Here is a 14,243-nt window from a genome sequence, read left to right on the forward strand (position 1 = left end):
CTCTAAGGACGAATCATTTCGCGGTACCACCTTAGTTCTAGGTTGCCCTAGCACTCATTTTTAGGTTGATCTCCATAAGTGTAATTCAAGTTTTATTTTCTCCTCATGTTCCACCATTCATGAAGTCTCTACTTTAGGTTTTTAAAACTCTACTTTAATTTATTTCATCGATCGATTTAGTTTTTTCTTGTAGACTCACGAGTAACAATATAATGTGGTAATATAATTCTAATATTATCTACATCTTTTGAGTTCATGAGCTTCGTAAGTAGTCTCATTGAGACAGCACCTATATCATACACTGGAACATCAATAGAAGTCAAGTTAGGTCTAGATAAAAGTGCATATTTTGTATTTTGGAATCCAGCAACTGCTAAATCTTCTGGAACTTCTTTTCCATGATCTCTTGCGATATTCATAAAGCTTACCGCAATTGAATCTCTAACACCTATAGCAGCATCAATTTTCTTATCGCTAAAAAACGTTGTAAAATGTTGACGATTAATATGTGTATCGCCACTTGTTCTAAAGATTTTTGGTTCAAGTCCTGCTTCAGTCATCGCTTTAGCATAACCTGCTTCTTTTTTATCATTCACTGAATAACGACGAGCAGTACTTAATAAATAAATATCTTTACGGTGATCATCAATCATCATCTTAGTGATTTCATAGCCAGCTTTTTCATAATCGATTGATACCATAGGTACTGTTGGGTCATCAGTAACCACATTTGCTAAAACAAATGGAATTTGGTTCTCAACAAATACTTTTCTAACATCATCAATCCTCTTCTCACTTAACTCGTCATTTAAATATAGGACACCATCAAGTTGTTCAGCAACAATATCTTGTAAAATATCATTAACATCCATATCTTCACGAATTGAAAAAAGCTTGACTGAATATTTATAGTTTTGAGCGATATCACCGATACCACCTAACATTTCAGCAACTGAAGCCCTAGTGACATCTGAAATAACGATACCAACCGTTGTTGTTTTTCTACTTGCTAGACCTCTAGCAATCACATTTGGTCTATACCCTAATTCTTTGATGACTTTTAAGACACGTTGTCTCGTTTCTTCTTTTACCTTTTCAGGGTTATTTAGTACTCTTGATACTGTAGCTAAAGATACGCCTGCAGCACCAGCAACATCATAAATGGTTGCATTACCCATCAATATCACCTCTTTAAATCTTTTTATAGTGATATTATATCACGCGGTGTAAAGGCTTTCAAGCATTTTATGAAAATATTTTCATTCGCTTACAAAAAAAATAAAGAGGCAATCGCCTCTTTATAAAACTTATCGTTTTTCTTTAATTCTAGATGCCTTAGCTGACAACGTGCGAATATAGAATAATCTAGCACGTCTTACTTTACCTCTACGTGGTACTTCGATGTGGTCAATCGCTGGTGAATGTAGTGGGAAAGTACGCTCTACACCAATACCGTAAGAAACTTTTCTTACAGTGAATGTTTCAGAAACTCCACCGCCTTGTCTTTTAATAACAAGTCCTTCGAATAACTGAATACGTTCGCGGTTACCTTCTTTAATTTTAACGAATACTTTAACAGTATCCCCTGCACCAAATTCAGGTACTTCTTTGATGTAAGCATTTGTAATTGAAGCAATTAATGCTTGCCCTTTTAATCTAGCCATGTTCGTCTCACTCTCTTTCCTTCCAATGTTCTTGTCATCTTAACAGCGGACCATTGTGCATTTTCGGCTTTTTTATTATATCAAAGTTCAATTGAACTTGCAACCTTTTTCACTATTTTTTGCTTTCAGATTTGATTTGTTCTAAAATCATTTTTTCTTGATCTGTCATTTTTATTTTTTTAATTAAATCTGGCCGCTTTAAATAGGTTCTTTTGATACTTTCTTTTTGACGCCAATCTTCGATGTTTTTATGATGTCCAGATCTTAATATTTCTGGAACTTTATACCCTTTATAGGTTTCAGGTTTTGTATATTGTGGATATTTTAACCAACCGTTTTGAAGACTATCTTCTTGATAGGACGCTTCTTGGATGACACCAGGAACAAGTCTAATGACAGCATCACTTAAGATCATCGCAGGTATCTCTCCGCCAGTTAACACGTAATCTCCAATAGATATTTCTTCATCAATAAATGCTTCTATTCTTGCATCAATGCCTTCGTAATGTCCACAAATCAAAATTAAATGTTGATATGAAGATAGTTTTGTTGCTTTCTTTTGGTTAAATACGGTTCCTTGTGGTGAGAGCATAATCACATAACTATCATCAGTTTTTAATGTGTTGATGACATCATAAAATGGCGGGAACTGCATCAGCATGCCAACACCACCACCATAGGGTGTATCGTCAATTTTATTATGCTTTTGGTGTGAATAATCTCTAAGTTGATGCATATTGATTTCAACTAATCCTTGATCAATTGCTCTTTTAATGATGGAAGTTTCTAAAAAAGCTTGGAAAAACTCAGGGAAAATAGTGATAATATCAATTTTCATAATAAACCCTCTATAGGTTTGATCACTATGGATTGATCATCAATTTCACCGATGAACTCTTTAATAAAAGGAACTAACACTTTTTTTCCATCTAGCTTTTCGATTTCAAGCAAATGTCCTTGTGGTACCTCAATTAAACTTACTGCTTTACCAATAACTTCATTGTTTTCTAATATAACATCTTTACCGATGACATCTTCGTAATGATAATCATCATCTTCAAGTTGATCTTCTATCTCTTCATCAGAATATACGAATAACCCTTTATATGGAAGTATATCATTGATATTATCATACCCTTTAAACTTAACGATATACATCCCTTTATGCATTCGAACTTGTTCGATTTCAAAAACGGTTTTATCATTTTTATTTAAGGTATATATCTCATGACCAACTAAAAAGCGGTCAAAATCACTTAAACTGTAGATTTTAACCTCGCCTTTTATGCCATGTGTATTTGTAATTTTTCCTATTTGATACATGGATAATCTTCCTTAAAACGCATCAATATCGATGTGTACACGTTTGTTTTCTTTTGACGCTCCAGCATAAACGATGGTGCGCATTGCACTCGCAATTTTACCGCCTTTACCAATAACACGGCCTAAATCAGCCTCATTCACTAAAAGTTGAATGGTAATGGTATTATCATCGGTTGATAATATTTTAACTAAAACATCATCAGGGTACACGACTAATGGCACTATCATATTTTTGATAAGCTTTTCAAAATCTACCGCCATACTTCATACCCCCCTAATTTATTTGTCTAAAACGTTGTACTTTTTAAATAAACTTCTAACAGTATCAGTTGGTAATGCACCATTATTCATCCATTTTTGTACTTTATCTTGATCTACTGAAACTTTTCCAATCAGTGGATCATAAGTTCCAATAATTTCTAAGAATTTACCGTCTCTTGGTTTACTTGATTCACTTGCTACAACTCTATAGAATGGTTTCTTATTTGAACCAAAACGTTGTAATCTTAATCTAACTGCCATGTGTTTTCACTCTCTTTCTTTTTGATTATACATATCTATTATAACGATTTTTTTATATCTGTCAAGTATTTTTCCTTAACACTTAAAAATTTAGTTCTTCGTTATATGTTTGTGATGGTCCAAAATGTTTTAACCCCTTCACATTTTTCATTTGCTTTTGAATCATTTGCTCATTGTTCTTATCAAAAAAAACTACAGCATAATTTTGCTTTTCCGAGATATATGTGATATCTACAGGTAGATTTTTTAGCTTGTTTAAGACATGTTTCCCATGATAGATGGCTACATATGAAATTCTATTCGTGTACATGGCAACTACCTCCTTTTTTAATCATTCCAAACTTGTTTGGAGCTGGCACATGATCAGAAACTGCTTTCGATAATTCATTTAAGAATGCGTTGAGTTCAGTTTCAAAATCTAATTCTAATGATAGGTATCTTTTTACATCTGGTTGTTCATATAGATTTTTTTTAGACTCACTTAACTTTTTGATTGCGTCTTTATAGTCTGGATGATATTTTCCACCTTCATCCATAACCTTTTGATAGTTTATTTTAGCTTCTTCAAAAGCCTTGATCTCATTTGGATAAGCTTGGTCTAACTTTTGATTGAGTTTCTTAATTTCTTTTAGTTTAGGATCTTTTAGTATTTCTTCAAGTACGTTATAAGCCTGCATGATTATTTCAGTCAAATAAATCCCTTCTTTCTATTTTTACATATGCACCTGGTTTTAAGTCTCCAAGTGATAATTTTCCTATTTTTATTCTCTTTAAGTATAGCACTTTATATCCTACAGAAGAAAACATCCGTTTGACTTGATGGAATTTTCCTTCATCAATAGTAATAAAGACGATTTGTCCTTCATTTCTGATTTCTAATGCCTTTGCTTCATATGGTTTATTTTTTCCATCCAATATTTGAACACCTTCTAATAACTCTTGGTCATGCATAAATCGATGATCTAAGTGAGCTTCATAAACTTTAGGCAGGTGATAATTTGGATGTGTAATCTCATGTAAAAACTGTCCATCTGTTGTTAAGATCAATAGTCCCTCAGTATCTAAATCAAGTCTACCTGCAATCGAAAAGTCAAATCGATGAAAAGGCTCTTTAATTAAATCCGTTACGCAAGGAAACATTTGATCTTTATTTGCTGATATATAACCTTTCGGTTTATTTAGCATAAGATGTATTGGATGTTCATAATAAACATAGTTTCGATCAATATATACCTTTTCAATGTTCGGATCAAAACTATGACTTTGTGAAAATATGCGAGTTTCATCTATTAAAAACTCATGGGTTTCTAAAAATGATTTCGCTTGCTTTCGTGTACAAAATTTCATGGAACTTAAAAACTTATCAACGCGCATAGATCCTCCCAGTTATGTTATAATATATATGAGGTGTATAATATGATATTAATGAAAAACATCATTCGTGAAGGCCATAAGACACTAGAAATGGTTGCTAAAGAAGTCAAGGTTCCTTTGTCGAATGCTGACAAAAAACTATTAAAAGATTTATTACAATATGTAAAGAATTCTCAAAATGAAGAAATGGTTGAAAAATACGGTCTTAGACCAGCAGTTGGTATAGCTGCACCACAAGTCAATGTATCAAAACGTATGTTTGCTTGTCATGTTCAAGACTTTGATGGAACTCTTTATTCTTACGCTCTAGTCAATCCGGTGCTTACAAGTAAAAGTCAAGAAATTATATACTTACCTGGTGGTGAAGGATGTCTTAGTGTGGATCGTGAAACTGAAGGTATCACCCCTAGATATAAATCAGTGACTTTTGAAGCACTCCATTATGATATAAAGTCTGATCAACTCATTCCAGTAAAACTAGAACTAGAAGGCTATGTAGGCATTGTTTTCCAACATGAATTTGATCATATTAATGGCATCATGTATACAACAAAGCTATTTGATAATCTACCAAATGCAAAACCTGCATTCGAATTTCTTGATCATTCAGTAGATACAGTTGAATAATTATTTTTTAAACACAATATTTACAACTTTAATCTGATTACTCAAAATGTCATCATAGGTGACATTTTTTGTTTCTTCGTTGGGGAAAATACGTCGTGACAAATCATCAATCTGTTGTTTTTCTTGCTTTTTCTTGTTTGAAAAAATCTTTTTAAAAAATCCCTCTTTTTTAGCTTCAGGCTCGAAGATTTCATGATAGAACTCATTATCCATCATAAGTAATCCTGAAAAACGATCCCTAATCAACTTTTTAAACAGATTAATAATATCTGCTTTTCCATATCCGATAAGTTTTGGTTTTAGTTTAAAATCAGCATCGTGACAAATAAACGCTGATATCTTCTTTTTTAAGATGCGATATGATGTCGTTGTAGATTCGTGAATCATCATGAAATACACCGGATCAAATGCAACCGACAAAATATTTGTCTTCATCTTTTTTATTACATAAGCATATGTATTAGCTTTATAGTCATTATCTGGTACAAGAATGAGTTTTTTACCATGCTTGGAAGCGTGAGTAATCCAAGGCTCTAATCTTAACTTTATATTTTCAAATTCTTCAATGACATCGTTAAATTTAGGTAATCTAATAAACAGGTGATTAACTTTTAGCTTATCTGCAAGCTTAACCACAAATTTAAACTCATCAAAAGCATTAGCAGCCTTTGCGTCATTGTTGAGGTCATATGCTTCAATGAGTGTATCAATTGCTGCAATCTTTATTTTTTTATCTTTTGTTTGTTGCAAAATATCTTTAATGCCTTTATCTGAAATTTCAAGTAATGGTTTATGATCATAATACCGTAGACAAATTGCATCTAAATCATGCTTAACAGCAACATCTATTTGCCCTTCTAGTGAAAGTTTTCCTTTATGATCGAAAAAACCTGTGATTGTACTTTTCATTTATTATCCCTCCACTCATACATCAGGATGCCTCCTGCAACACTCACATTTAAACTTTCTACATGATCAGTTTTAATAGTAACATATTGATCACATAAATCTTTAACTTCCTGATTTAATCCATGACCTTCATTACCCATGACTAAAACAACTTTTTGATCGTATTTTGGTGTTCCTTGTTCATGCGCATCAGCACCAACAATTTGATACCCTTGTTGCTTTAATTTTGGTAATTCAAAAATTAAATTTGCGCGTTCAATATAGCAATCAAAGATAGCACCTTTAGATGCACGAATAACTTTTTCATTATATAAATCAGCAGATTTTTGACTCAAAATTATATGTCTAAATCCAAATGCTGATGCACTTCTGATTAAGGCACCAACATTATCAGGATCTTGAACATCATCTAAAACTAAAATCTTCTTAGACTCGATTTTTGTGTTCTTTTTTTTACAGACACCAATTTGATCGATATAAGTTTCTGTTTGCTGTAATTCATCCATCAGTTCTTTAGATATCAATGTGCCTTCAACATCTGGATTTGATGTTAATAATTCAATCAACTGATTCGTCTCTTTTGCTTTTTCAATTAAGTGCTTTCCATACACTAAAAACATGTCATGAAAATCACGATATTTTTTTACTTTTAATTTTTTCCATATCTTAAATTGTTTATTTTGTTTGGAAACAATCATCAATTTGAATCACCCTTTGTTTTCATATAATTTTGATATGCTTCTTTAACGCTAAATCCGTGTAAGGTTAAATCTATTTCCGTATGTTGATTGATATCTAGTGTCATAACACCTGAGATAGCTTCTTCAATTAAAGACTCATAATCAAATGTGTTTTCATATTTTTTCGCGTAGACTTCCATAGGTTTAGTAACCGGGTTTCTTGGGACGTATATGCTACAACAATCGTTAAATGGTTTGATCGAAATATCATAAGTCTCAATTGTTTTAGATATGTCAACGATTTCTTGTTTATCATACGTGATTAATGGTCTTAAAATAGGCATTTTCGTCACCGCTTCAACAACGCCCATACTGTTTAATGTTTGTGATGCGACTTGCCCAACTGACTCGCCATTTAAGAGTGCGAGTATTTTATTTTTTCTTGCATATTTTTCAGCGATACGGTACATCATTCTTCTCATAACTGTGATGATATAGGGATCAAAAACATTTTTTAAAATCTCTTGATGTATATCGCCAAATGGAATAATATGAAGTTTAATTTGTCCATCTTGCGTGAAATTGGTAAGCATTTTGGCTAAATCAATCACTTTTTGTGTTGACTCAAGCGGTGTCAGTGGTGTTGATTCAAAATGAATGAGTTCAAGTTCAATGCCTTGTTTCATCGCAAGATAGCTTGCTACTGGAGAATCTATGCCTCCACTCATCATCATGAGCCCTTTTCCACCAGTACCATATGGAAAACCACCCATTCCCTTAATACTAGAGACATATATATAGGTTTGATCTTTTCTAAGTTCTACATTCAAAACCTCTTCAGGATGTCTAACATCAACGATAAGTTTTTTATCGACTTGTGATAAAATCATAGGAGCAATTTTTCTACTAATTTCTAATGATGTTAGTGGAAATGATTTATCAGTTCTTTTTGTCTCAACTTTAAATGTCTTATATGGCTTATCGATTTCTTGGTTGAGTAAATCAATTGAAACTCTTACAATATCATCAATATCGTGTGATGCTAAATAAACAATACTAAACGAAAAAATACCTGGTACTTGTTTTAATCTTTTTACCACTTCTTTTTCATCTTCTAATAAATAATCTACATATATGCGATCGTGTTCAAACTTAAATGATACTTCTAAATCTTTTAATTTATTTTGAACGTGGGCTCTTACTCTTTTTATGAAGAAATTAATGTTTTTTCCTTTTAGCATTAAATCCCCAAATCTAATTAATATTTTTCTTTTCAATGTTATCACCATATATTATTTTAACATATATGTTATAATATGTTAGGTGATTAGTTATGAAAATAAAAGAATATATTGAACAAGCAAAAGCTTTATTAGAAACACAACCAAATCAAATTGCACTTCTATCAAATGCATCTGCATTTATCAATGACACTATTGATACACTCAACTGGGCAGGTTTTTACTTATATGATGGAAAAGTCTTAACCGTAGGACCCTTTCAAGGTCATATTGCATGCTCAACCATACCACTTGGTCAAGGCGTTTGTGGTGAGGCAGCAGAAAAAAGAGTAACCATGGTTGTTGATGATGTCTTAGCCCACAAAAATCATATTGCATGCGACTCGAATTCTAGATCTGAAATTGTTGTTCCTATCATCATTAACAACAAACTTTTTGGTGTTTTAGATGTCGATAGTCCCGTAAAATCAAGATTTGATGACGAATTAAAAAACTTCTTTGAAGCATTTGTTGATTTACTAACAAAATTGATTGACTTTTAACCTTTAGTAAGGTAAAATAAATAGCGTCGGTAAAAAGCAGGCAACTTTTTATCATAAGTGAGATCCCTACCTTTAGGAGCCCTTAGTAGCCATTCTGCTTTATGGTGAACAGAACATCGGGATACCTTGTGATTAAAGAAATTGCAATTTTTACCACCAAAAAAATATAGGAGGTAAAAATTATGTCACGTTTCACTGGATCAACATGGAAAACTTCACGTCGTTTAGGTTATTCAATTTCTGAAACAGGAAAAGAATTAAAAAAACGTCCTTATGCACCTGGTCAACATGGTCAACGTCGTTCTAAATTAAGCGGATACGGTCTACAACTTCAAGAAAAACAAAAAGTTAGATTCACTTATGGCGTATCTGAAAAACAATTTAGAAGAATCTTCGATGATGCTGCTAAGATCAGAGGTATTCATGGTGAAAATTTCTTACGTTTATTGGAAGCACGTTTAGATAACGTTGTCTACCGTTTAGGATTAGCTAGAACTAGAGCACAAGCTCGTCAATTAGTAAATCATGGACACATCTTAGTTGATGGTAAAAAAGTAGATATTCCATCTTATCGTTTAGTTCCAGGTCAACAAATCAAATTAAGAGAAGCTTCAAAAGATTTAAAAATCGTAAAAGAAGCTTTAGAAGCACAATTTAGATCAGTTGATTTTGTTACTTACGACCAAGAAACAAATGTTGGTGTATTCGCGCGTTATCCTGAAAGAAATGAAATTCTTCAAGAAGTTAACGAACAATTAATCGTCGAATTCTACAACAGATAATAAACTTATCAAACAGAAAGCAACTCAAATTGGGTTGCTTTTTTTGTTGTTATTGATATAACAAAAAAATCCACATCTGTGGATTTTATATGTTTATAAGTTTATTTTAATGCTGCATTTACAAGTGTCAAAAATGATTCTGGATCAAGTGAAGCACCACCAACTAATGCACCATCAATATCTGATTGTGCTAGTAATTCATCAACGTTATTTGGTTTCACTGAGCCACCATATAGAATTCTGATCTGTTCTGCAATAGTCGTTCCATAAAGTTCAACTAATACATCTCTAATCGCTTTAATGGTTTCATTTGCTTGTTCAGGTGTCGCTGTTTTTCCAGTACCAATTGCCCAAATAGGTTCATAAGCAATAACTGTTTTTAAAACTTCTTTTTCAGTAACATTTTGATAAGCTTTAACAACTTGATCTTTAACAAACGTATTTGTTGTGCCATTTTCTCTAATTTCTAAAGATTCACCGACACAAACGATAGGTGTGATTTCATGACGAACTGCTTGAATCAATTTTTTATTAACTGATTCGTCAGTTTCATTATAATACTCACGGCGTTCACTATGTCCAATCACAACATACTCAACACCATAAGATTTCAACATACCTGCACTAATCTCACCAGTATATGCACCTTCGTCAAGTTCGTGCATATTTTGGGCACCTATTCTTAAATCTTCTCCCTCGCGTTTCACTAAATCTCTTAAGAAGATTGCTGGTGCACAAATCACTGATTCAACTTTTTCTTTTTCAGGAACCTTGACATTTACAGCATAGATGAATGCTAATGCATCATCTTTTGTCTTAAACATCTTCCAGTTCCCTGCAATCATAGGAATTCTTTTCATAGAATTATCCTAATATTGAAGAAACATCTTTAATCGCTTCTTCAGCTCTAGAACCTCTTGCGATAATTTTGACGTTTTCGCCGTAAGGAACAGCTAAACTCATTAGAGCGAGGATTGACTTTAAGTCGACAACTTTGTCTTGATAATGTAATTCAATTTCTACAGCATACTTTGATGCTGTTTGCACAACTTTTGCAGCTAGACTAGCGTGTAGTCCTGTTGTACTTTTAATACTAATTTCTTTTTCCATAATTTATATCTCTCCTTTTAAAACATTGGTGGTGTTGAAACCCATAGTACCTTTGCTTTCTGGTTACTAGGATTCATCAAATAATGTTCTTTATTTGCTAAATAATAAAATGTTTCGCCTTTTCTAATCACGTATCTTCTTTTATTTAAGACAAGTGTAATTTGCCCCTCAAGGACATAACCAAATTCTTCACCTGCATGTGGATTATCAATTTCAGACTGTCCACCTGGTTCTATATCGATGATGATAGGCTCCATTTCATATTTTAATGCGTTTGGTACAACCCAACTTACTTTGTGTTTTAGTAAGTCATTTTCTTTTTCATTGAAATCTTCTTTTTTGAAGACCACCGTTTGTTCTTCTTCATGACTAAAGAATTCATGAACATCAGTTCCTAACACCTCTAAGATCGAAAATAAGGTTTGCATCGATGGAGATGTTAAATTGTTTTCTAGTTGAGATATATATCCTTTAGTAAGTTCTAAACGGTTTGCTAGTTCTTCTTGGGTTAAGTTATTTCCTAACCGAAGTGCTCTTATTTTTTTCCCAATATTTACCATATGTTATTTGTTATCAACACATTCAATACCAGGCAGTAATTTTCCTTCTAAATATTCTAAAGACGCGCCGCCACCTGTTGAAATGTGTGTGAATCCATCTTCTAATCCAAATTGGATGACCGCAGCAGCTGAATCGCCACCACCAATAATTGTTGTTGCTTGATCTTTGATTTCAACTAATGATTGTGCAACATGACGCGTACCATCTGCAAATCTAGGAAACTCAAACACTCCAAGTGGTCCATTCCAAACAACAGTTTTAGCTTCTTTTATGATTGAATCAAATTTTTCAGCAGTTCTAGGTCCAATATCCATACCCATTTCATCAGCTGGGATTTGATCAATAGTTCTTACATTTTTTTCTGTTTCTGGATCGAATGATTTACCTGTTATGATATCTTCACCTAATAAAATTTTACCTTGAGAAATCTCTAGTAATTCTTTAGCTAGGTCTACTTTGTCTGCTTCTAATAAAGAAGTGCCAATTTCATAACCCATTGCTTTAAAGAATGTATATGCCATACCGCCACCAATTAAAACGCGGTCTGCAACCTTCAATAAATTTTTAATAACTTCAATCTTATCAGAAACTTTTGCTCCACCTAAAATTGCAACAAATGGTCTTTCAGGATTTTCTAATGCTCCCCCAATAAAATTAATTTCTTTTTCTAATAAGAAACCAGCAACAGTCTCTTTGATGTTGTTTGAAATACCAACATTTGATGCATGTTCACGATGTGCTGTACCAAATGCGTCATTTACAAACACATCACCAAGTGAAGCCCAGTATTTACCTAGTTCTGGATTGTTTTTGCTTTCTTTTTTGCCATCTAAATCTTCAAAACGGGTATTTTCAAACATTAGGATTTCCCCATCTTTTAATGCAGATACAGCATCCTCTAATGCTTGACCTCTTGTTTCTGGAATAAACTTAACTTCTTGGTTTAATAATTCACTTAATCTTTTTGCTACTACTCTTAAGCTATTCTTTTCTAAATCTTTAGCTTCTTTAATTCTGCCAAGATGTGAAAATAATATTGCTCTACCACCTTTTTCTAAAATATACTTAATCGTTGGTAGTGCTTGGACAATACGGTTTTCATCACTAATTTCACCGTCTTTAAGTGGAACGTTGAAATCAACTCTTACTAAAACTTTCTTTCCTTTTAATTCGACATCTCTCACAGTCTTTTTAGCCATATGATTTCCTCCTTAATTAGTTTTTGTTCTTGTTATAAGCCGTTATTATTATAACACTATTTCTATACATTTTCTATAAGATTAGCTATGAAAATGCTTTACTTTATAGGATTTAATCATATCTAACCTTTTAATTTGCTTTATCCATGCAATTTCACTCATTTCAATCATTTTTTCCATGCCATCATGAAAAACCAGCAATAAGTTCTGATTTTTTACCATAAAGTGCTTGATTTGAGCATAATTGATCCAAATCACATCCATATGCTTCGCTGATTTTGTTGGAATCAGTTGTATTGAGTTGCTTATATATAAAGGTATTTTATATTTATACTTAAATACAACTCTACATGATTTAAGATATCCTTCAAATGTAAATAAGTGCTTTTGACATAATTGTTTAATATAACTTATACTACTACCTTTAAAATAATCCATATTGCTTTTTTGATATATATTACATCCAAGCTTGCTATTAATAATATAATTCATATATTTTTCCTCAAAAAAAAGGCCTTTCGGCCTTTAAATTAATCTTTTAATTTTAATACTAATTCAGTTTCTGGATTAAAGAAATGTGACTTATTCATGTCAAGTGCTAATTTGATATCATCACCAATTGAGATATTTGCTCTTGCATTTACAACTGCACAAATATTAGATTCATTAACTTGAGTATAAATGTTTGTTTCAGATCCTAATAATTCTGCAACGTCAACTTTTAACTTAAGTACTGCTCCTGGGTAAGTATCCATAACCACTTTTTCATCATGAATGTCTTCAGGTCTAATACCTAAAACGATTTCTTTATCAACCATACCATTTGATTTGATGATTTCCATCTTATCTTCTGGAACTTGAACTTTATGTTCACCAGCAACAAATAAACCACTCTTATCGACTTTACCATAGATAAAGTTCATTGGAGGTGTACCAATGAATCCAGCAACGAACATATTTTCTGGATTGTCATAAATATCTTTAGGTGCACCAACTTGCATAATATAACCATCTTTCATAACTACAATTCTTGAAGCCATTGTCATCGCTTCAATTTGGTCATGGGTTACATAAATTGTTGTTGTTTCGATCTTATTGTGAAGTTTAATTAACTCACCGCGCATTTGCACACGTAATTTAGCATCTAAGTTTGATAATGGTTCATCCATTAAGAATACTTTAGCATTACGAACGATTGCTCTACCTAAGGCAACACGTTGTCTTTGTCCACCTGATAAAGCTTTAGGTTTACGTTTTAAATATGGAGTAAGACCTAGAATATCTGCAGCTTCTTGAACTTTTTCGTTAATCACATCTTTTGGCATTTTTCTTAGTTTTAGACCAAAAGCCATGTTATCATAAACAGTCATATGAGGATATAAAGCGTAAGATTGGAATACCATCGCGATATTTCTATCTTTAGGTGCTTTATCATTTACTAACTCATCATCAATGTATAATTCTCCTGAAGTAATTTCTTCTAACCCAGCGATCATTCTAAGTGTCGTTGATTTCCCACATCCTGAAGGTCCAACAAATACAATAAATTCTTTATCTCTAATTTGTAGATTAAAGTCAAATACAGCTTGAACACCATTTGGGTATACTTTGTTAATATCTTTTAATTTTAAAGTAGCCATCTTTCATTTCCTTTCTATTTGTAAATCGTAATTCAATTATAACAAGGAATCAAATAAAAAAAAATGTGC

At 32.5% G+C, this 14,243-nt stretch carries 20 protein-coding genes and 1 pseudogene; 3 read left to right on the forward strand and 18 right to left on the reverse strand.

The features are described from left to right. Window positions 1-176: 176 nt before the first annotated feature. The 9 genes from BK011_08295 to BK011_08335 all read right to left on the reverse strand — a co-directional run bounded on the left by BK011_08295 (window position 177) and on the right by BK011_08335 (window position 4,883). Window positions 177-1,178, reverse strand: a complete 1,002-nt coding sequence (locus BK011_08295) for a LacI family transcriptional regulator (protein ID AUD65683.1) — start codon at window positions 1,176-1,178, stop codon at window positions 177-179. A gap of 129 nt (window positions 1,179-1,307) precedes the next feature. Next, a complete protein-coding gene (locus tag BK011_08300; GenBank protein AUD65684.1) occupies window positions 1,308-1,664 on the reverse strand; it encodes a 50S ribosomal protein L19 in 357 nt (118 codons plus the stop codon). A gap of 112 nt (window positions 1,665-1,776) precedes the next feature. Continuing rightward, window positions 1,777-2,502: a tRNA (guanosine(37)-N1)-methyltransferase TrmD gene (locus tag BK011_08305; GenBank protein AUD65685.1), complete on the reverse strand. Its 726-nt coding sequence runs from the start codon at window positions 2,500-2,502 to the stop codon at window positions 1,777-1,779. Next, on the reverse strand, window positions 2,499-2,987 hold the full coding sequence (locus BK011_08310; GenBank protein AUD65686.1) for a 16S rRNA processing protein RimM: 489 nt from the start codon (window positions 2,985-2,987) through the stop codon (window positions 2,499-2,501). Before BK011_08310 ends, BK011_08305 begins: the two co-directional genes overlap by 4 nt. A gap of 12 nt (window positions 2,988-2,999) precedes the next feature. Next, window positions 3,000-3,248 carry a hypothetical protein gene (locus BK011_08315; protein ID AUD65687.1) on the reverse strand — a complete coding sequence of 83 codons (249 nt, stop codon included), beginning with the start codon at window positions 3,246-3,248 and terminating at the stop codon, window positions 3,000-3,002. Between the two features lie 18 nt (window positions 3,249-3,266). Then, entirely contained in the window at window positions 3,267-3,509 is a 243-nt protein-coding gene (locus BK011_08320) for a 30S ribosomal protein S16 (protein AUD65688.1), read from the reverse strand. Window positions 3,510-3,591: 82 nt separating this feature from the next. Beyond that, entirely contained in the window at window positions 3,592-3,819 is a 228-nt protein-coding gene (locus tag BK011_08325; protein AUD65689.1) for a hypothetical protein, read from the reverse strand. Further along, on the reverse strand, window positions 3,806-4,201 hold the full coding sequence (locus tag BK011_08330) for a hypothetical protein (protein AUD65690.1): 396 nt from the start codon (window positions 4,199-4,201) through the stop codon (window positions 3,806-3,808). Before BK011_08330 ends, BK011_08325 begins: the two co-directional genes overlap by 14 nt. After that, window positions 4,194-4,883: a hypothetical protein gene (locus BK011_08335; protein ID AUD65691.1), complete on the reverse strand. Its 690-nt coding sequence runs from the start codon at window positions 4,881-4,883 to the stop codon at window positions 4,194-4,196. Before BK011_08335 ends, BK011_08330 begins: the two co-directional genes overlap by 8 nt. Before the next feature lie 42 nt (window positions 4,884-4,925). On the opposite strand from BK011_08335, the gene BK011_08340 reads away from it, so the two are divergent. After that, window positions 4,926-5,510, forward strand: a complete 585-nt coding sequence (locus tag BK011_08340) for a peptide deformylase (protein ID AUD65692.1) — start codon at window positions 4,926-4,928, stop codon at window positions 5,508-5,510. Here BK011_08340 and BK011_08345 read toward each other — a convergent pair whose 3' ends face one another. From BK011_08345 to BK011_08355, 3 genes and pseudogenes are all read right to left on the reverse strand, one after another. Beyond that, window positions 5,511-6,419: a hypothetical protein gene (locus BK011_08345; protein AUD65693.1), complete on the reverse strand. Its 909-nt coding sequence runs from the start codon at window positions 6,417-6,419 to the stop codon at window positions 5,511-5,513. Next, the gene (locus BK011_08350; protein ID AUD65694.1) at window positions 6,416-7,117 is read right to left on the reverse strand and encodes a hypothetical protein; all 702 of its coding nucleotides are present in this window, start codon (window positions 7,115-7,117) and stop codon (window positions 6,416-6,418) included. The genes BK011_08345 and BK011_08350 overlap by 4 nt, the downstream gene beginning before the upstream one ends. Beyond that, window positions 7,117-8,403, reverse strand: a pseudogene (locus BK011_08355) (tRNA 4-thiouridine(8) synthase ThiI). The gene BK011_08350 and the pseudogene BK011_08355 overlap by 1 nt, the downstream one beginning before the upstream one ends. 29 nt (window positions 8,404-8,432) lie before the next feature. Between BK011_08355 and BK011_08360 the strand changes: the two are divergent. After that, window positions 8,433-8,882, forward strand: coding sequence for a hypothetical protein (locus BK011_08360; GenBank protein AUD65695.1), 450 nt, complete (start codon window positions 8,433-8,435; stop codon window positions 8,880-8,882). Between the two features lie 182 nt (window positions 8,883-9,064). After that, window positions 9,065-9,664: a 30S ribosomal protein S4 gene (locus BK011_08365; protein ID AUD65696.1), complete on the forward strand. Its 600-nt coding sequence runs from the start codon at window positions 9,065-9,067 to the stop codon at window positions 9,662-9,664. Window positions 9,665-9,765: 101 nt separating this feature from the next. On the opposite strand, the gene BK011_08370 is transcribed toward BK011_08365, so the two are convergent. The 6 genes from BK011_08370 to BK011_08395 all read right to left on the reverse strand — a co-directional run bounded on the left by BK011_08370 (window position 9,766) and on the right by BK011_08395 (window position 14,174). Further along, window positions 9,766-10,524: a triose-phosphate isomerase gene (locus BK011_08370; GenBank protein AUD65697.1), complete on the reverse strand. Its 759-nt coding sequence runs from the start codon at window positions 10,522-10,524 to the stop codon at window positions 9,766-9,768. 4 nt (window positions 10,525-10,528) lie between these two features. After that, window positions 10,529-10,777, reverse strand: a complete 249-nt coding sequence (locus BK011_08375; protein AUD65698.1) for a hypothetical protein — start codon at window positions 10,775-10,777, stop codon at window positions 10,529-10,531. A 14-nt stretch (window positions 10,778-10,791) separates the two neighbouring features. Further along, complete coding sequence (locus BK011_08380; protein AUD65699.1) at window positions 10,792-11,334, reverse strand: Cro/Cl family transcriptional regulator; 543 nt, start codon at window positions 11,332-11,334, stop codon at window positions 10,792-10,794. Between the two features lie 3 nt (window positions 11,335-11,337). Next, window positions 11,338-12,534: a phosphoglycerate kinase gene (locus BK011_08385; protein AUD65700.1), complete on the reverse strand. Its 1,197-nt coding sequence runs from the start codon at window positions 12,532-12,534 to the stop codon at window positions 11,338-11,340. 81 nt (window positions 12,535-12,615) lie between these two features. Beyond that, entirely contained in the window at window positions 12,616-13,026 is a 411-nt protein-coding gene (locus BK011_08390; GenBank protein ID AUD65701.1) for a hypothetical protein, read from the reverse strand. Between the two features lie 38 nt (window positions 13,027-13,064). Beyond that, the gene (locus tag BK011_08395) at window positions 13,065-14,174 is read right to left on the reverse strand and encodes a sugar ABC transporter ATP-binding protein (GenBank protein AUD65702.1); all 1,110 of its coding nucleotides are present in this window, start codon (window positions 14,172-14,174) and stop codon (window positions 13,065-13,067) included. Between the last annotated feature and the right edge of the window lie 69 nt (window positions 14,175-14,243).

Source organism: Tenericutes bacterium MZ-XQ (assembly GCA_002838205.1).
Classification (GTDB): domain Bacteria; phylum Bacillota_I; class Bacilli_A; order Acholeplasmatales; family Acholeplasmataceae; genus Mariniplasma.